Annotated in this window: 14 protein-coding genes; 5 read left to right on the plus strand and 9 right to left on the minus strand. The window is 60.8% G+C overall.

Going from position 1 to position 19,249, the window contains the following annotated elements; genetic code table 11:
- The first annotated feature begins 84 nt into the window (after positions 1-84).
- Entirely contained in the window at positions 85-1,095 is a 1,011-nt protein-coding gene (locus tag ACSSVH_RS11400) for a zinc-binding alcohol dehydrogenase family protein (RefSeq protein WP_170058029.1), read from the plus strand.
- A gap of 83 nt (positions 1,096-1,178) precedes the next feature.
- Positions 1,179-1,478 (plus strand): putative quinol monooxygenase, encoded by a 300-nt coding sequence (locus ACSSVH_RS11405; RefSeq protein ID WP_169957065.1) that lies wholly within the window; start codon positions 1,179-1,181, stop codon positions 1,476-1,478.
- Between the two features lie 39 nt (positions 1,479-1,517).
- Here ACSSVH_RS11405 and ACSSVH_RS11410 read toward each other — a convergent pair whose 3' ends face one another.
- Positions 1,518-2,768: a ribonucleotide-diphosphate reductase subunit beta gene (locus tag ACSSVH_RS11410; protein ID WP_169955302.1), complete on the minus strand. Its 1,251-nt coding sequence runs from the start codon at positions 2,766-2,768 to the stop codon at positions 1,518-1,520.
- Between the two features lie 224 nt (positions 2,769-2,992).
- Here ACSSVH_RS11410 and ACSSVH_RS11415 point away from each other — a divergent pair, with 224 nt between their 5' ends.
- Positions 2,993-3,460: a GNAT family N-acetyltransferase gene (locus ACSSVH_RS11415; RefSeq protein WP_169955301.1), complete on the plus strand. Its 468-nt coding sequence runs from the start codon at positions 2,993-2,995 to the stop codon at positions 3,458-3,460.
- Between the two features lie 151 nt (positions 3,461-3,611).
- Entirely contained in the window at positions 3,612-7,370 is a 3,759-nt protein-coding gene (locus ACSSVH_RS11420; RefSeq protein ID WP_170058030.1) for an Mcf1 protease effector domain-containing protein, read from the plus strand.
- Between the two features lie 2 nt (positions 7,371-7,372).
- On the opposite strand, the gene ACSSVH_RS11425 is transcribed toward ACSSVH_RS11420, so the two are convergent.
- From ACSSVH_RS11425 to ACSSVH_RS11460, 8 genes are all read right to left on the minus strand, one after another.
- Positions 7,373-8,161, minus strand: a complete 789-nt coding sequence (locus ACSSVH_RS11425) for an ABC transporter ATP-binding protein (protein WP_170058031.1) — start codon at positions 8,159-8,161, stop codon at positions 7,373-7,375.
- A gap of 11 nt (positions 8,162-8,172) precedes the next feature.
- Positions 8,173-8,934: an ABC transporter permease gene (locus tag ACSSVH_RS11430; protein WP_169955298.1), complete on the minus strand. Its 762-nt coding sequence runs from the start codon at positions 8,932-8,934 to the stop codon at positions 8,173-8,175.
- 9 nt (positions 8,935-8,943) lie between these two features.
- Entirely contained in the window at positions 8,944-9,705 is a 762-nt protein-coding gene (locus ACSSVH_RS11435; protein WP_169955297.1) for an ABC transporter permease, read from the minus strand.
- Between the two features lie 205 nt (positions 9,706-9,910).
- A complete protein-coding gene (locus tag ACSSVH_RS11440) occupies positions 9,911-12,373 on the minus strand; it encodes a TonB-dependent receptor plug domain-containing protein (protein ID WP_172314838.1) in 2,463 nt (820 codons plus the stop codon).
- 152 nt (positions 12,374-12,525) lie between these two features.
- Positions 12,526-14,763, minus strand: coding sequence for a TonB-dependent receptor (locus tag ACSSVH_RS11445; protein WP_492634561.1), 2,238 nt, complete (start codon positions 14,761-14,763; stop codon positions 12,526-12,528).
- A 306-nt stretch (positions 14,764-15,069) separates the two neighbouring features.
- The gene (locus ACSSVH_RS11450) at positions 15,070-16,128 is read right to left on the minus strand and encodes an ABC transporter substrate-binding protein (protein ID WP_169955294.1); all 1,059 of its coding nucleotides are present in this window, start codon (positions 16,126-16,128) and stop codon (positions 15,070-15,072) included.
- A gap of 53 nt (positions 16,129-16,181) precedes the next feature.
- A complete protein-coding gene (locus ACSSVH_RS11455) occupies positions 16,182-17,213 on the minus strand; it encodes an ABC transporter substrate-binding protein (RefSeq protein ID WP_172314834.1) in 1,032 nt (343 codons plus the stop codon).
- A 19-nt stretch (positions 17,214-17,232) separates the two neighbouring features.
- Positions 17,233-18,384: an LLM class flavin-dependent oxidoreductase gene (locus ACSSVH_RS11460; protein ID WP_172314832.1), complete on the minus strand. Its 1,152-nt coding sequence runs from the start codon at positions 18,382-18,384 to the stop codon at positions 17,233-17,235.
- 421 nt (positions 18,385-18,805) lie between these two features.
- On the opposite strand from ACSSVH_RS11460, the gene ACSSVH_RS11465 reads away from it, so the two are divergent.
- Positions 18,806-19,246, plus strand: coding sequence for a c-type cytochrome (locus ACSSVH_RS11465; protein WP_154842703.1), 441 nt, complete (start codon positions 18,806-18,808; stop codon positions 19,244-19,246).
- Positions 19,247-19,249 lie beyond the last annotated feature (3 nt).

Raw genomic sequence — 19,249 nt, forward strand, 5'->3', positions numbered from 1 at the left:
CATTTTGTCGATTTTTCTTCGTCCTGGGAACGGTAAAAATGCACGCCATCGAGGGCCATCGTCCCTCATCACTCGTGAGTTCCCATGAAAGCAATCACCTTTACCGAACATGGCCTGCCCATTGACGACCCACGTTCGCTGATCGACGTGAACATCAACGCCCCCCAGCCAGGCCCTCGGGACCTGCTGGTGGAAGTGCAGGCTGTGGCGGTCAACCCGATCGATACCAAGGTGCGCGCTGGTACCTACGCCCAGGAATCGAAAATCCTCGGCTGGGATGCAGCGGGTATCGTGCGCCAGGTCGGTAGCGACGTGAGCTTGTTCAAGCCAGGCGATGCGGTGTACTACGCAGGTTCCTTGATCCGCGCAGGCAGCTACAGCGAATTCCAGGTGGTCGATGAGCGCATCGTTGGCCACCGGCCACGCACGCTGGACGCGGCCCACGCCGCTGCCTTGCCGCTGACTTCGATCACTGCCTGGGAGTTGCTGTTCGACCGCCTTGGTGTGACTGAAGGCGCAGGCGAGGGTGATGTGCTGTTGGTGGTCGGGGCCGGTGGTGGCGTGGGGTCGATCCTGGTGCAACTGGCCCGCCAACTCACCAACATGACCGTGATCGGCACCGCCTCGCGCCCGGAGACCATCGAGTGGGTCCAGCGCATGGGCGCCCATCATGTGATCGACCATAGCCAGCCCATGCTGGCCCAGCTCCAGGCATTGGGGGTCGATGGGGTCAGCCATGTCGCCAGCCTCACCCATACCGAGGAGTACCTGGCGCAATTGGTCGAAGTGCTGCGCCCCCAAGGGCGGCTGGGGTTGATCGATGACCCGGACAGCCTGGACGTCATGCCGCTCAAGCTCAAATCCCTGTCCTTGCACTGGGAGCTGATGTTCACCCGCTCGCTGTTTGAAACGGCGGATATGATCCAGCAGCACCACCTGCTCAACCGGGTGGCGCAGTTGATCGACCAAGGCGTGTTGCACACCACTCTCGGTGCGCATTTTGGTGCGATCAACGCGGCCAACATGCGCAGCGCCCATGCCCTGGTGGAAAGCGGCCAGGCGCGGGGCAAGATTGTGCTTGAGGATTTCCAATGAACACCCTGATCAAAGCCCTGGGCTTATCGCTGTGTGTAATGCTCGCCGCATGCGCCAGCCAACCTACCAATGGAGTCGCCAGCATGAGCAAACCCCTGATATCCATCGCCGTACTCAAGGCCAAGCCGGGCCAGGAACAAGCGCTCAAGGCCGGCCTGCTGGCCTTGGTCGAGCCGACCCGCACCGAGCCAGGCAACCTGGATTATGTGCTGTTCGAACTGCGTGATGAGCCAGGCACGTTCTATATGCGTGAAGCGTTCAAGAACCAGGCGGCCCTCGATGCGCATTTTGCGATGCCGTACTTCCAGCGCTTTGCCGCCACGGCGGATGACTTGCTGCTGGAACCTCTGAAGCTGATCTTTCTTGAGCAAGTCTCCAACTGATGCGTGCGCCATCGCCGGCAAGCCGGCGATGGCCTGCGATCAATCCCAGCTCAACGCCCCACCGGTCTGATACTCGATCACCCGGGTCTCAAAGAAGTTCTTCTCTTTCTTCAAGTCCATGATCTCGCTCATCCACGGGAACGGGTTGGTGGTGCCTGGGTATTCTTCCTTCAAGCCGATCTGCGACAGACGACGGTTGGCGATGAACTTGAGGTAGTCCTCCATCATTGCCGCGTTCATGCCCAACACGCCGCGCGGCATGGTGTCGCGAGCGTATTCGATCTCCAGCTGGGTCCCTTGCAGGATCATCTGGGTCGCTTCTTCCTTCATCTCGGCATCCCACAGGTGTGGGTTTTCGATTTTGATCTGGTTGATCACGTCGATGCCGAAGTTCAGGTGCATCGACTCATCGCGCAGGATGTACTGGAACTGCTCGGCCACGCCGGTCATTTTGTTGCGTCGGCCCATGGACAGGATCTGGGTGAAGCCGCAATAGAAGAAGATGCCTTCCAGCACGCAGTAGTAGGCGACCAGGTTGCGCAGCAGTTCTTTGTCGGTGTCGACGGTGCCGGTCTCGAATTTCGGATCGGAGATAGAACGTGTGTATTTCAGGCCCCAGGCGGCTTTTTTCGCGACCGACGGGATCTCGTGGTACATGTTGAAGATCTCGCCTTCATCCATGGCCAGCGATTCGATGCAGTACTGATAGGCGTGGGTGTGGATCGCTTCTTCGAAGGCCTGGCGCAGGATGTACTGGCGGCACTCCGGGTTGGTGATCAGGCGGTACACGGCCAGCACCAGGTTGTTGGCGACCAACGAATCGGCGGTGGAGAAGAAACCCAGGTTACGCATGACGATGCGACGTTCGTCGTCGGTCAGGCCTTCGGGGTTTTTCCACAGGGCGATGTCGGCGGTCATGTTGACCTCTTGCGGCATCCAGTGGTTGGCGCAGCCGTCGAGGTACTTCTGCCAGGCCCAGTCGTACTTGAAGGGCACGAGTTGGTTGAGGTCGGCGCGGCAGTTGATCATGCGTTTTTCGTCAACGGCGACACGGGCGGAGGCGCCTTCCAACTCGGCGAGGCCTTCGGCGACGTCGAGTTTGTCCAGGGCGGCCTTGGCGCGCACGATGGCGGCGGAGTCATTGGCGGTGACGGCGCGGGCCTCGATGGCGGCGGCGGCGCCGGCACCGTCGAGGCGGTCCATGTTGGCTTCGGTGGCGTGGCCGGCGTTGGCGCCACGGATCACGGCTGCACCGGTGTCTTCGGTGTCGACTTCATCCCAACTCAGCATGAAATACTCCTTCCTGGTCTGTTCTGACGGTGTGTGAGACCGTCCAAAAAACTTGATAGTTGCCGGCATCGCACACTATGTAGTGGTCGGCTGCGTGTGTGGGCACACTATATGGTGTGTGGGAAAGCTGGTCAACGCACAAGATGTGCGGTCTTCGGTCGCTGCCCGGCGCAAGATCAGCTATAACGCCTGGGTTTATTGGCCCTGCTCGGAATCTCAAAGGAATGAAAAATCTACTGATCCGCCCAGCCACCCAGGACGACGCCGAGAGCATCTTCCAGGTGCATAAAAACTCCGTCGAAAACCTGTGCACCGCCGACTATGGTGCCGAACAGATCGCCATGTGGCTTGATGGCCGCTCCCCTGAGACTTACCGCCCGGCCATCGCCGCCGGCAACCTGTGGCTGGCCTGCAGCGATGTGCTCCAGGGCTTCGTGGAGATCGAGGGTCTGGAAGTCAGCAAGTTGTTTATTCGTGGCGAGGCGGCCGGGCAGGGGGTGGGTAAGCGCCTGTTGGCCGAGGCTTTGCAGCAGATCGCCGCAGCCGGGCATACCAGCGCCTACCTGGAAGCGACCCTGACCGCCGAAAAATTCTACGCCGCGTGCGGTTTTCGCAAGATTGGCGAAGGCACCTTCAGCCGTGGCAACAGCCCGGTGTCTATCGAGATCATCAAGATGGCGCGCATTCTGTAGTGAGGGGCGCGCTGCATTTGGTAATACCTTGTGGTTTGCTCTCAGATTTGTCTGTCAGGGTGGCATTGCGTCTGGTGCTAGGTTTTATCACTCCAGGAGCCCTTCACATAAAAGGATATTGAATGAACAAAACCTGTTAGCTGGAGTGATTATGCACGTATCGTCCCTGCCCAATACCTTGTCGTTTATTAGACAAAATCAGTCCGCTCAAACCGCCCCTCCAACTTCCCATGAAGAACGTCGAGAACCATCATCGGGGCAACTGACGACGCAGAACGATGTACCAGACAAGCGCCGCCTGCGTAGGGGAGTACCGGCGGCAGCTGTTCGCGAGACGGGCAGCGCAGATGATTTTTTTTCAAAAGTAGAAAGTGTCAAACAAAGCCAGGGCCGAGTGGCCTATATGCGAGGGTATAACTCACCGGGGTCAGTGCCGCTGCCGGCTGGTTATTCGGATTTGATGAGTAGTTCCGAGTTTTATAAAATGGCATTGCAGCCCGGGGTGACCGATGAGCAATTAGGCATGCTCAAACACTTGGCCGAAAAGCGCACTATTATCAAAACACAAGAAAGGGTGATGGAGTTTTCGAACGTAGTTTCGGGTAAAGAAACTAAGTTGACACCCATGCCGCAAAGTTATTATCTGGCAATGATTAACCAATCGAGCGACGGAGAGTGTGCGGGCATATCGCACCTGCTGTCCTTGGCGACAAGGGAGGGCAAGGCTGATATTTTCCTGGGCAATATTTACCAGGCGCTGGCTTCTCCTGATACGCCTGAATCTCAAGCATTCTTTGCTGCAGTTGCCAGGGCCCAGAAGTACGCCGGGTATGCCGACAAGGCTCATGATCCGGCCACTGACAGGCTCGGGTCTTACAAGTCAATCGTAGCGCAGCTCCTCAAAGCCCCAGCCCCGACGACGTTGATTATTTCTGCCAGTGGGCATCGTCTATCGGCAGGAGTGACGGCGGGAGCGGACGGTAAACGGACCTATTACTACGCCGACCCCAATATTGGCTTGGTCAGGTTTTCTTCTGCCAAGGCATTTGAAAGCGGAATGAAAAAAATCTTTACCGATCCAGATCTGAAAAAATTAATTAGGCCATACAACAACGATCTGGATAACCCTAAATACAGGTTCAGCGTATTTAATCCAGAGCATGTCTCGGGGATTAGACCGACGTCCACGCGGATGCAACTGGCATATAATGCGCCCTTGGCCGATCTTGATACGATAAAAGTAGTTGATAGTGCGCACCTGCCTTCCTCGGCTGATTTTAGAAAACATGCAAGGCCTGTTGCGGGTATGGAAGCTGCGGTTTATCAAAATGTTCTGGAAAGCGTGGACAACATACATGCCAAGAAAGGTATGGCCCAGTATCACGCCACCTTCGATTCATTGAAAACCGTTCAGGGCTTTATAAAACAGTACCCCGGTTCCCCGTACATTGGCAGCATGCAGGGGCTTGAGCAAAAGTTGCTGCGCACCTTAGCCCAAGCAACCCCACCTCCCGGTTATCCGTACATCGACAAAGAGATGCAGCGCGATCGCCAGTTGTTTGCCACACACCAGGGGGGGACGCCTCTTGCCAGGATGGCTGCACCCGCTGTCATCAACAATACGGGGGAAGTGCAGCGCCTTCAGGCCCTCGATGACAGCCAGGCGCCGATCCGTATCGGCACCCTGGATATCAGTCGCGTCGATCTTTACAAAATGGGCATCCATATCCACGGCAAGCCGATAGTTGCTCAGCCTGCAGGTGACCCGAATGGCAAGCTGTTGGCCAATAACCTGCAAATTGATTTTGCGCGTTTCAAGGCATGGTCCGATTCCGGTGATGTTCGGTTCAGTGACCAGGCAACCAAGCTGTTCTTTGAAATTGCGATTCATCGTGATCCGTCCGCTGGACCGCTGATCCCCAGTACCGAAGTGTCGAAGGTGCCTGACAACTTCGAAAAGCAGATGCAGCAAGTGCACAAGATTTCGGCTCAGATTCAAGAGATGGTTCGCACTAAACAAGCGATGCCTGCGAATTTCTTTGATGCAGGTGGGGTGGACAAGTTTGGAAAAACGCGGGCTGCCGGCTTGGGTTTCCAGGCATTCAGTACATTCCAGGGGCTGCGCAGCGCGATAGAGTCTTTTCACAATGGAGACGTGACCCAAGGCAGTATCAGTTTAGGTGCAGTGGCTGCCCAGTATGGGGGCGACGCGATTGGGGCTTCGCTCAACAAGTTGGGGCAAAGTGTCATTCATAAGGCTGCGCCTTCGATCATGGGATTTAAAGCGTCGAGTGTTGGGCAACTGATTGGCAAAGTCGGCACCGGGGCGGGTGCGGCGGTCAGCGTGCCGTTTGATATCTACAGTGCTGTCGATTCCTTTAAAAAGGCCAGTAAGAGCAGCGGTGCTCAAGCCCAGGACCATTATGTTGACGGTGCTTTCGCGGTGGCCAACGCCGCGACCTCGGTAACGTTGGGCGCCGCATTCATGATGGGGGCGGCGTCGGCTGGGCCGGTGGGCCTGGTCGTGGCCGGGACGCTCATGATGAGCCAGATGATTTACCACTCCGTGCGCAGCGTGGAAGACCTGGATAAGGTCACGCCGCTTTCGGGCGAACAAAAGGCCGTCACCGGTGTGAGGGCGTTCCTGGGTCTGGAGCCTGGATTTGATGTGCTCAAGCCTTACCTGCAGACCCAATACACCCACGAAATCGATGAGCAACGCCAAGCTCGCTATAAAGCGTTCCTGAGCGGTGATGCAAAGAACACCTTCGAGCGGGTGGTCTACGGCTCGTCGCAGGTTGAGGTCAAGCAAGTGGACGGCAAAGTCCCACTGACGCCAAGAGTCTGGTTTTCGCCGGTCACCTGGCTGCTGAATCTGATTCCAGTACCCGGCAAGGTCCCGTCGGTGGCGGTTCGTGATGGCACTGACCGGGTAGGCGTGGATGAAAGCTATTCATCATTTAACGGCAAACCGGTCAAACAGGTTGAAGGCGAGTTGGGTGATGGAAAAGCCACGTTATGGGACCTGGGTGGTGGTGATGATTATGTAAGAGGGGTGGAAAACAAACCCAACGTCTTCTTGCTAGGTACCGGCAAGAAGGTGGTCAGTGGCGGGCGCGCTGATGACACGGTGGTCATGAATGCCGATGCACGCCAGACACTGGAGCGGGCGCGGGAGGTCGAGAAAACGGGAAACAAAGATTTCAGTCCCAGGCAAATATCCCTGGAGGGTGGCGAGGGACGTAACACCCTGGTTTTTTCTGGAGAATTAAGTTCGCCACGCGACGATGTTGGAAAGAAAGAAAGTGTCAGCTACGTAGGGCATGTCATTAATCTGAAAGACCATAGCGTCTCGGTAAAAACTGAAAAATCCAACACCGAGGGGGTGAAAAAAATCGCCAGTGTGCAGAACTTTTCCAATGTCACCACGGTGAAGAACGGCGAAAGTTATGTTCAAGGTGATGATCAGAATAATTTGCTGACCCTCAATGGCCGCGAGGACATTGCCCGCACAGGCAAGGGGGCCGATGTCGTGGTGATCAATGGGGGGGCCAGGGTGGTCGCTGAAGGCGGCAGCAATACGTACATCATCAATAAGGGGTCAGGCAGTGTTCACATTGAAGACCTGCAGGGCAGTACCGTTCAACTGGACTACACCGACGCCCAAATCTCGGACTGGCAGGTGACGCCCGCGGGGGATCTGAAGGTGACCTTGGACGGCGGCACTGCCGAGCAACGCCGGTCCGTCGAGTTCAAGGGGGCTTTTTCCAATGACCCGAAAGACCAAGGCAAGTCACGGCCAGTATTCATCACCAGCGATGGGGTGATGATGAGTGTCATTGACCCGCGCAAACCGGGATCATCCACAGGCACGCCACAGATCCAGCGCCTGAAGGTTGCGGCGGGCTGACCTCAGTGGCCTGTCAGCTCCTCCAGCAATTGCCGCTTGTGCTGTTGCAGCACCGCTGAAGCACGATCCCGTGGGTGGGGTAGGTCGACACGGATCTCGTGCTTGATCCGCCCCGGATGGGCGTCCATCACAATCACCCGGTCGCCCAGGTACAGTGCTTCTTCGATGTCATGGGTGACCATCAGCACCGTGCAGCGCTGCTGCACCCAGATGCGCTGCAGTTCCCGTTGCAGGTGCACGCGGGTCAGGGCGTCGAGGGCGCCGAGCGGTTCGTCCAGCAGCAGGACCTTGGGCTTGTTGATCAGCGCCCGGGCAATCGCGGCGCGTTGCGCCATGCCGCCGGACAACTGATGGGGGTACGCATTCTCGAAACCGCCGAGGTTGACCAGGGCGATGTGCTCGGCCACCTGGCGGTTTTTCTCGGCCTGGGGTAGGTCATGGTTTTTCAGGGCCAGGGCGATGTTCTGGCTGACGGTCATCCACGGGAACAACCGGTGGTCCTGGAACACGATGCCGCGCTCCAGGCTGGTGGCGGCGATGCGTTTGCCATCGAGCAGGATATCGCCCTCGTACTCGGCCTCCAGGCCGACAATCAGGCGCAGCAAGGTGGATTTGCCGCAGCCACTGGCGCCGACGATGCTGACGAACTCGCCGGGTTGCACGTCGAGGTGAATATTGTGCAGCACCGGCAACGAGCGGCCTTCGATCCGGTAGGCCTTGTTCAGGCCGCGAATCTGCAAGGCGCCGGTTTGCAGGTGCTGGTGTAAGGCGTGGTGAGCGATTGCATTCATGTCAGGGCCTTTCAACGAAGGTGGCGCCAGCGCAGCAGGTGGCGCACGAGGCGGTTAAACAACAGGGTCATGAGGTAGCCGAGCAGGCCGATGCACAACACGCAGAGCACGATGACTTCCATGCGCGAGCCGGCCTCGGCATTCATCATCAAGTTGCCCAGGCCCGCTGCGGAAGACAGGAATAACTCGCTGCCAATCGTCGTGACCCAGGCAAAGGCCAGGGCGTGCAAAACGCCGGTCGCGATGCTCGGCAGCGCGGCCGGCAGCAGCACCTGGGTGAAGCGCTGCACGGGGCTCAGCACCAGCACCAGGCCCACTTCGCGGTAACGCTGCTCGACATGGGTAAAGCCCTGCCAGGTGTTCAGCACCATCGGGTAAAACGCGGCCAGGCTGACGATCAGCACCTTGGAGAACTCGCCATTGCCGAACCACATGGCGATGAGCGGGATCCAGCCAAGCATCGGCACCTGGCGAATGCTATGGAACAGCGGCCCGATCAAGCGGTTGGCCACGCTGGACAACGCCATCAGCACCCCTAACGCCACGCCGAACACAATGCCCAGGGCCAGGCCGCTGCTGGTGCGCGCCAGGCTCGCCAGCAGGTTGACCAGCAACTCGCCGTTGCCGAGCATATCCAGCAAGGCCGTGCCAATCGCCGACAGCGGCACGAACGCATAGGCACCGGCCGCGCCCTGGCGCGAGGCGTATTCCCAGGCAAGGACCAGCAGCAGCGGGAGCAACAGCCCGCGGGACTTTTTCAGCAGGTTCGTCATAGAGGGCTCCTAGCGCGTCTGCCAGCGAAACAGGCGCTGTTCGATATGGCGCAACAGGTAGTCGATGGCAAAGCCGATCACGCCGGTGACCACCACCCCGACCATCACAATGTCGATGCGCAGCATCTGCCGGGCCATCTCGATCATCTGCCCCAGGCCGCTGTCGGCCGCCAGCAACTCGGTGGCCACCAGCACCACCCAGGCGCGGGTCAGGCTGATGCGAAAACCGGTGATGATCGGCGGCGCGGCGGCGGGCAGGGCCACCAGGCGCACAAAGCTCGGCCAGCGCAGGCGGTACACGTCGGCGACCTCGAAGTAGCTGCGCGGGATGCCCTTGACCCCTTCGCCGGCCGCCAGGGCCACCGGGAAAAACGCGGTCTTGGCCACGATGATGATCTTGAAGGTTTCATCGATGCCAAACAGCAGCACGAACATCGGAATCAAGGCGATGCTGGGGATCTGGCGCAGGGTATGGAACAGCGGCCCGCAATAAGCCTCGACGGTTTTCGACAAAGCCATCAACACGCCAAAGCCCAGGCCACACAGCGAGCCGATAGCAAAGCCAATGCCCAGCCGTGACAGGCTGTTGCCCAGGTGTTCCTGCAACTCGCCGCTGGCCAGCAGATCGGCAAAGGTCTGCAGCACCTGCGCGGGCGGCACCAGCAGGTTGCGCGGGAACAGCCCCAGGTGCGCGACCCACGCCCACACTGCCAGCAAGGCCAGGGGGGAGATCAGCCAGGTAAGAGGGTTCAGTAAGTGATTCAGGCGCATGGCAGGTCTTATTTCAGCGAAGTACCCAGCCACCATCGCAAGACATGTGCCATAAACCCGTAAACCCTGTAGGAGCCCGGCTTGCCGGCGATGGCGCCCTTCTGCCATGCGCAGGGCATGAGGCCGCAATCGCCGGCAAGCCGGCTCCGACAGGGGGAAATGGTGGTTGGGTGCTGCTGTGGCAACACCCGTTCAGCAGTCGCGTCTAGAAGTCGTAACTCACGCTGGTGTAGTAGAACGCGCCCTGGGCACCTTCTGGGCTGGTGATCGAGTAGATCGGCACGCCGTACAACTGCGCGCCATCGGCCTTGTCCGGGTGGCTGTCGAACAGGTTGATCGCGCCTACCGAGACCTTCAGGCCCTTGTCGAAGGTGTACGACAGGTCCACGTCCGTGACCCACTGCGGGCTGTAGGTCTGGTCCAGGCTGGGGTTGGTGGCATTGCGGCTGATCCATTGGCCATAGCGGCGTTGGGCAACCGTCAGGCCCCAGTTCTCATACAGCCAGTTGGCGCTCAGGGTCAGTTTGGTTTCTGGCGTGCCTTCTTCGATCAGGCCCTGGGTGTTGCGCCCGACAATCTGCGATCCCTTGATATTGCCCACGTCGCGCAACGCCGTGATTGTGGTGCGGTTCTTCGCAAAGCCGCTGCTCAGGTTCAGGCGCCCCCATTGCTGCAGGTTCCACTGATAGTTGCCGGTCAGCTCGATACCATCGGTGCGCGTATCGGCGACGTTGGTGTAGAACGCCGCGCTCTGGATATTGGCGTAGGGCGTGCCGGCAAAAATCGGCGTGACCACCGCAGACGGCAGTTGGTCGGAGAGGGTGATGCGGTTGTCGATATTGATCCGGTACGCATCCACCGTCACCGAGGCGTTGTCCAGCGGGCGCCATACCAGGCCCAGGGAGTAGTTGGTGGACTCCTCGGGCTTGAGTGCCTTGCCGCCCAGCAACCGCGCTTCCTGGCTGTCGGCACGCAGGGTGCGTTGCTGCACTTCCACATAGTTGCCGCTGCCGGGCGGCTGTTCCACCACCTGCACGCTGAACGACGACATGCCGCTCTGCACCAGCGACGGCGCGCGGTAGCCGGTGCTGGCGGTGGCGCGCGCGGCGATCTGTGGGGTGAAGTCGTAGCGCAGCGACAGCTTGCCGTTGGTGGTGTCGCCGAAGTCCGAATAGTGCTCGGTACGCACTGCCACCCCGGCCTGGAATTTCTCGGTGACCTGACCTTCGACATCGATATAGGCGCCCAGCACCTTGCGCTCCAGGGACGCGGCATCGACCTGGGTGATGCCCGAGTAATACCCAGGGATGCGGCGCCCGGTGATCGGGTCGACCGTGTTGAACAGCGGCCCGTTCTGCCAGCCCGCCGCATCACCGGCACTCAGTTGGTAGTTCTCCTTGCGCCAGGCCAGGCCGGCGGACAGCGTCAGCGGCTTGAACAGCAGGTCGGTGGGGAAGTCGCGCACCCAGTCCAGGGTCAGGTTGGTCTGCTCGTTTTCGCGCTGGCCGGTGTAAATATTCGACGGGCTGTTGGTGCCCCAACTGGGGTTGATCGCATTGCGATCGGTGGATTCGAGCGTGTTGTTACCGTGGTTCAGCGCCAGGTCGAACTTGCCCAGTTGCTCGTGCTCGTAGCGCAGGCCGCCGGTCACCGCATAGTCCTGCAGACTGTAGCGCGTCACCGGCAGGCGCCCGTCGGGGTAACGCTGCAACGCGGTACTGCCGTAGTTGCTGCGCAGGGTGGTCGGCGGGTCGAAGAAACCTTCGGCGTCGGTGTTCTTGTGGGCGTAAGTGGCAAACCCATAGGCGGTCAGGCCGTCGCCGACGCCGATCTCACTGTTGGCCACGAAGTTGTACTGGTCGGAGACATTGCCCGAGCCCCAGCGCCAGGTGCGGTAGCGGTTGTTCTGTTCCCGGGGCGTGTTGATGCTGGTGGAACCTTGATAGAAGATCCGGTTGTCGGGGTTGGTGTCGCTGGCCGGATCCTGGCTGCCGGCGTCGAAGCTCAGGGTCAGGAAACCGTCGTTGGGTAGGCTGAAGCCTTTCCAGCCGCTGAGTTTGCGCTGGATACCATCGCCCTTGTCATAGCCGCCAAAACGGTAGCCGACGTTGCCGCCGTCGTCGTTTTCCTTGAGCACGATATTGATCACCCCGGCGATGGCATCCGAGCCGTATTGCGCCGCCGCGCCGTCACGCAGGATCTCCACGCGCTGGATCGCACTCAGGGGGATCAGGCTCAAATCCACCGCCGCTGCGCCCCGGCCATTGACCAGGCTTTGGCGGGTGATATTGGCGCTGCTGTGGCGGCGCTTGCCGTTGACCAGCACCAGCACCTGGTCCGACGCCAGGCCGCGCAGCGATGCGCCTTGGGCGATAGAGCCGGCGAAGGCACCCTGGGGTGACTGCGGGAAATTGAACGACGGCGACAGGGCGGTCAGCGCGCCAGACAGGTCGCTGGCGCCGGTCTCTTGCAGTTGCTCGCCGGACAGCACATCCACCGGCGCGGCGCTTTGCAGGGCGGTCAGGTCGCTGCGGCGGGTGCCCAGTACCACCACGGTGTCGAGGTGGTCGGTCTTGGCCGTGGGTTGGATTGGTGCGGCAATGGCGGGCACGGCAAGGCTGCCCAGGACCAGCGCGATGGCGCCGGCCAGTGGAGTGTGCTGGAACATAAACGTATTCCTTTCAAACAAGGCTGGCCCTCCAAACAATGCAGATCACCTGTAGGAGCCCGGCAAGCCTGCGATGGCGAGCTCAAGGACGCTATCGCAGGCTTGCCGGGCTCCTACAGTGGGTCTGTGTTGTTTGGGAGAGGGGCTTGGGCTTAGAAACGGCTGGTCACGCTCACGCCCACGGTGCGTGGGTCGCCGTAGGTGATCACGTACTGCCCCAGTCCACCGTTTGGCCGGCCATGCACCTGGTAGCGGCGGTCAGTGAGGTTGTTGACGAAGCCGGTGACGCTGAGTTTTTCATCGGCGCTGTACCAGCTCAGGCGGCTATTGACCAGGGTGTAGTGGGGTTGGCTGAGGGTCTTGTCGGCGCTGCTCTGGCGGTCGGCGAGGAAGTATTCCTTGTCGCGGAAACTGGCGTCGGCCCCGGCCACCAACTTGCCGCCGATCTGCAGCGCGATGGTGTAGTCGCCACCCACCGACACCACATTGCGCGGCGAGCGCACAAAGCTGTTGCCGCTGTAGTCACCGGTGACCGCGCCGGTGTTGGGGTTGGTGTTCTTGAAGTCGGTGTATTCGGTATCGAGGAACGACACCGCCGCCCGCAGGTGCAGGGAGTCGGTGGGCTGGCCTTCCAGTTCCAGCTCGGCGCCCTTGACCTTGCCTTTGGCGCCATTGGTCAGGGCCGTGGTCAGCACGCCGTTGTTGACTGTCAGCAGGTTGACCTGAATATCCGAATAGTCGTAGTAGAAAATGTTCGCGTTGGCGGTCAGGCGGCGGTTGAACCACTCGGACTTGACCCCGAACTCATAGGCGTCGAGTTGTTCCGGGTCCACCGTGGTCAACTGCGCCAGGCTGGTGGACAGCCCGGTGTTGAAACCACCGGAACGGAAGCCGTGGGCATAGCGAAAGAACACTCGTACGTTGTCATTGATCCGGTATTCGGGCGTGACATCGTAGGTCCAGGCTTCCCAGGTCTTGTTCTCCTGGCGGCTGCCATTGGTGCCGCTGCCGGCCAGGGGCACCAGCGGGCCGTTGGCGGTATTGCGGGTCAGTTGGGTGAGGTTCAGGTCGATGTCTTTCTTTTCCTGGGTCCAGCGCAGGCCGCCGGTCACGGTGAAGTTGTCGGTGAAGTCGTAGGTCAGGTTGCCAAACAGCGCGTAGCTGTTGGTCTTGTGGTCGTAATTGAGATCCCGCAGGTCGGTCGCGCCATTGATCTGGTTGGAACCGGTGCCATTGGGCGTCGGGCCGGGGGCAATGAAACGTCCGCCGCTGCTGTCCAGGTCTTCGTGGAAGTAGTGCGCACCGGCCAGCCAGCGCAAGGTTTCCTGCTGCGGCGAGGCCAGGCGGATTTCCTGGGAATACTGGGTGTATTTGTTATCGCTGGTGGACGTGCCGTTGACCTCATAAGGCGTGTAGTCGGCATCGCTGCTGGACTGGCCGCGAATGTAGTCATAGGCGCTGATGGAGGTGAGGGTGTAGTCGCCCAGGTGCCAATTGAGGGTCAGGGACGTGCCGTCATGGTTGAGCTTGGAATCGTCCTTGACGTTGAGCGCGATATTACGGCCTTCGGGGCGCTGGTAGCCGACGTTGTAGTAGCGGCCCAGGGTCAGTGCCCCGTTGGAACCGTCGCCCTTGAACTCGCGGCTGTGGATCTTCAGCAGCGCGTCCAGGTCCGGGTTGAGCTGGGCAAGGAACTGCAGGCGCACGGCCTTTTTGTTGACGTCGCCGTAGGTGTGATCGTCCACCAGGTTTTTCTGGAAGCCGTCGCGCTCCTCGGAGTACAGCGAGATCCGCGCGGCGAGTTTTTCGTCCACCAGCGCGCCGCCAAGGGCGCCGCTGAGGATCCTTTCATTCTTGCTGCCAAAGCCGATGGTGCCGAAACCGTCAGTGTCGAACGCGGGTTTTTTCGAAATGATATTCACCGCGCCCGCCGTGGTGTTCTTGCCATACAGGGTGCCCTGGGGCCCGCGCAGGATCTCGATGCGCTCCAGGTCAAACAGCGGGCCGCCGCCGGCAATCGGTGCGTTGAGGTAAACGTCATCGGCATAAATGCCCACTGGGTACACCGTGGCCGCCCCGGTGTCGCCGGTGCCCAGGCCGCGGATGTACCAGCGTGGGCGGCCGTCGCCGTCGGGGTTCTTCGCCGAGGCGTTGGGAATGAAAGTGGTGATGTCGCCCATCGAGCGCACGCCGTCGGCCACGATGCTGGTGCCCTGGACCGCCGACACGGCCACCGGCACCTCTTGCAAGGTCTGCTCCCGGTGTTGCGCGGTGACGGTGACGGTCTTGAGTGCCGGCTCGTTTTCAGTGTCGGCTGCCAGCACGTGATCGCTGCCAGTGAACAGCAATGCGAGCCACAGGCCCTTGGTGATTGGATTAAGTTTGTGCATGTAAATCTCCCCCGGAAAAGTGTCCTTGAAGGGGTTAGAGCAGAGATCGTGCCAATCCCGATACGAGTATTTATATTGTTGATATAAAAGGAAAAAATGTTTGTTTTTGCGCGTAACAAATCGCTTTGGGCCAGGGCTGTGGGGGATCCAGCAAAAACTGCGTGGCCAGTGCTGCTGGAGCAGCACAGAAAGTGCTGCGTGGCCAACACTGTAGGAGCCGGCTTGCCGGCGATGGCGCCCTTGCAAGCACTGCATCACTCAGGGACGTCATCGCCGGCAAGCCGGCTCCTACAGGGGTTGAGGGGGTCAGACTGCGACGCGGGAGGTGGAGCCGATGACTTTTTCCAGCACGCTGAAGTCGATCCAGTCGCGCACATCGAAATGCCGTGGGATGAAGTGCCAGCGATGCAGGAAATCGGTGAAGTCCTGCAAGGCCTCGATCGAGCGGGAGTCCAGGGTGGTGCGCAGCCGCCGATGGGCATCCTCGCCATAGGCCGCCGTCACCCAGTACTCGCTGGTGTTCAGCTCCTGGGCGAGAAAGCGCCGGGTCTCGTCGGGATTGGCCCAGGCCCATTGCTCGGTGCGCAATACCGTATCGACAATCTTCACGCTGGCATCGAAATGCTCGTGCAGCAGGTGGGTATCTACCGTCAGCGTACGCGGCGTGCCGTTGTTGCTGCGGATCAACGGGTCCGGGTGGGAGCCGGTATCGACCACCACATGCAAGCCGAACTCATTGGCCAGGTGTACGGCGTGGGCGCCCTTGAGGAAAATCGCATCGATATCGCCGCGCAGCAGGCCGATCAACTCGTTGTTGCGCCGGCTGAAGCGGCTCACCCCGAGGCTGGCCGGGGTGCCGTACACGTACTGGGTCTGGTTGTCGCTGTAGGTGCCGCCGTAGGGATAGTCCACCAACTCCACATCCGCCACGTTCAGGCCTTCGAGCTTGAGCGCGTTTTCCAGGCCGCGCAGGGCCTGGGCGCGGGTGAAGTCGATCTGCACGTTGGCCCACTTGGGCAGGCCGAAGCGCCGGTTTTTCAAGTCGCGCACGCTTCTCACGCCGCTTTCGGCGGTGGTCAGGATCAACTGCACCTCATCGCTCCACGACAGCCCCAGCACACGGGTCTGGACCCCGCTGGAGTAGGCCCAGATCGCCGGGATATTGCCGCCGTGGCGCACCGAGTTCTTCAGGTGATGGTCGTAGTGGGCTTCGCGTACTTCGCGCTCGGTGGACTCGCGCAGGGATTGGATATTGGTGCCAAATGGCTGGAAGGCTTCGGCCAGTCGCCCGGACTGCACCGCAATGCCAAGCCCGGTGGGCACCGGGCTGTGGGTGTACCAGAGAGTATCGAGTGGTTTGCTCATAAAGGTCTTCGTTCAAATCCCTATGCCCTGTAGGAACCCGGCAAGCCGGGCTCCTACAACGATGTCAGGTGGTTGAGGGGCCGCGCATCGATCCAGGCGCGCACATCAAAGCTGTTGGGGATAAAGCGCCAGCGGTGCAGGAACTGCACAAAGTCCTGCAGCGCGGCAATCGCCTGTTCATCCAGGGCCGTATGCAGCCGCAGGTGGGCATCCTCGCCATAGGCGGCGGTGACCCAGTATTCGCTGCTGTTGGTTTCCCGGGCCAGGTAGCGCCGTGTTTCTTGCGGGTGGGTGTGGGCCCATTGCTCGGCGCGCAATACCGAATCGAGGATACCGGTGGCCACATCCAGGTGGTTGTCCAACAGGTTCAGGTCCACCGCCAGGGTGCGCGGCGTGCCGTTGTTGCTGCGGATCAGCGGGTCCGGGTGCGAACCGGTGTCGATCACCGTGTGCAGGCCAAAGTCATGGGCGTGCTGGGCGGCGCTGGCGCCCTTGAGAAAGATCGCATCCACCTCGCCGCGCAGCAGGCCGATCAACTCCAGGTTGCGTTCGGCCAGCGGCGCAGAGACCTGCGTGCCGGCGATGTTGCGCACCGGGCTGTCGCTGAAGGTGCCGCCATACCGGAAGTTCACCAGCTTCACATCGCCGACCTGCAAGCCTTCCAGCGACAGGGCATTTTCCAGGCCGCGCAAGGCCTGGGCGCGGGTGAAATCGATCTGCGCGCCGGACCAGTCGGGCAGGCCGAAAGTGCGGCCCTTGAGGTCCTTGACCGTTTGGATGCCGCTGCCCCGGCGGGTCAGGATCAATTGCACTTCATCGGCCCAGGACAAGCCGATCACCCGGGTCTCGCGGCCCTGGGCACGGGCCCAGATCGCCGGGATATTGCCGCCGTGGCGCACCGAGTTGCGCAAGCTGTGATCAAAGTGCGACTCGCGCACGGCCTGGTCGTTGGACTCGCGCAGCGACTGCACCTCGGCGCCCAGGGCGCCGACGGTCTCTTGCAGCCAGCCTTTTTGCACGGCAATCCCCAGCCCGGTGGGCACCGGGCAGCGGGTGTACCAGAGGGTATCGAGGTGTTGGCTCATTCAGGGTCTCCCGCAGCAGTCAGGCGCTGGCGCGCAAAGGTTGGGTGGCCGCCTGTCGATGCACCAGCGGCAAGACTTCCTGGCCAATGCGCAGGGCCTCTTCCAGGTGCGGGTTGCCGGCGAGGATAAAGGTCGAGAACCCGGCGTCGCGGTACTCCACCAGGCGCTCGGCAATGTTCTCGTGACTGCCCACCAGGCCCACGGTGGGCCCCGGCTTGGCCTTGGCAAACCCGGCCCAGAGGTTGGGGCCGATGATCAGGTCGTCGAAGCGGTCGACATTCTGGTGATAGGCCGTCTGGCGCGCCGCACCCACCGAATCCGAACCGTTGGTGAAACCTTTGGCGAGCGCGCTGCCCTGGCCTTCGAGTTTGTCGAACTGGCGGCGCAGGTCTTTCCAGGCCAGCTCTTCGGTCTCCCGGGCAAACAGGTCGACCCGCAGGCCGAAGCGCACGCTGCGCCCCTGTTTGTCGGCCAACTCGCGCACCCGCTCGATATGCGGCTTGAGCTTGTCGATGGGCTCGGCCCAATTGAGGTACACATCGGCATGCCTGGCGGCCACGTCCAGAGCGGCATCGGAGAACCCGGAAAAGTACACCCCCGGTTTGCGCTCATGGTGCAGGCCAGGGGGCAGGGCGCCGTTTTCCAACTGGTAGATATCACCGTCATAGGAGAACTTTTCCTGCTCCCACAGGCCCTGGATGATGTCGAGGAACTCCCCGGTACGTTTGTAGCGCAGGTCGTGTTCGAGGAAATCCCCATTGGCCCGCTGACTGGCCGGGTTGCCACCGGTGATGATGTTCCAGTCCAGGCGGCCCCGGCTCAGGTTCTGCAGGATCGCTGCTTGCTGCGCGGCGTAGGCGGGCAGGGTCCAGGTGGCCTGGAAGGCAATCAGGAACTTGATACGCCGGGTTTCCCGGGCCAGCGCGGCCGCGACGATCCATGGCTCGGGCCCGGTGGGCAGCAATGCCCCTTCGAAGCCGGCCAACTCGGCGGCCTTGGCCACCTGGGCGATGTAGTCGATGTAGGTGAAACCGTCCGGCTCGCCATTGGGCAAGCGCCCCGGGGCGATATGGCCGGGGCGGTATTGCGCATTGCCCCGGTTGTGTTTGTCAGTGGTCAACTGCGGACCATCGGTGCCCAGCGGCAGGCGCCAGAAAAATTCAGTGCTCATGGGTGCTCCTGATTCAGTCATGCAAGGTGCGAGGACCTGTTGCAGCAGCGAGTGCAACGGCCATGCCATGGCGGCTGCGGCCCCTGCGGGCGGGGGGATGCCTGCGGATGGGGGGCAGGAGCCATGTGGGGATTGCGTCTGTAGCAACACCTGAGCAGCAGTGGCTGTTCAGCGGGCAGCACAAAACTTTTGTCGGCGCTGGCTTGCCAGCGATGGCGGTGTATCAGTCGACACAGGTATTGACTGGGCCGCCGTCATCGCGGCCATCGCCGGCATCGCCGGCAAGCCGGCTCCTACAGGGGCGCGTACGTCTCGACAATCAATACCCGACCAAAACCATCGGCATTTCTTGATCGCCATCAAGCAGCTTTTACCCCCCAGCTTTCTATCATGGCCCCTGCCAAGCAATGAGGAAGCGACCATGTCAGAGACCTTCACCAAGGGCATGGCCAGGAATATCTACTTCGGAGGAAGCGTGTTCTTCTTCCTGATATTCCTGGCCCTGACCTACCACACCGAACAAACCTTTCCCTCGCGCAGTAACCAGGACCAACTCACCGAATCGGTGGTACGCGGCAAGGGCGTCTGGGAGCGCAACAACTGCGTCGGCTGCCACACCCTGCTGGGCGAGGGTGCGTACTTTGCGCCGGAGTTGGGCAATGTGTTCAACCGCCGCGGCGGCGAGGAAGCGTTCAAGCCATTCCTGCACGCCTGGATGAAGATGCAACCCTTGGGCGTTCCCGGCCGGCGTGCGATGCCGCAATTCAACCTCAGCGACCAGGAGGTGGACGATATGGCCGAGTTCCTCAAATGGAGCTCGAAGATCAACACCAATGGCTGGCCGCCAAACAAGGAGGGCTAAGGG

This window comes from Pseudomonas sp. HC1(2025), from assembly GCF_058742075.1.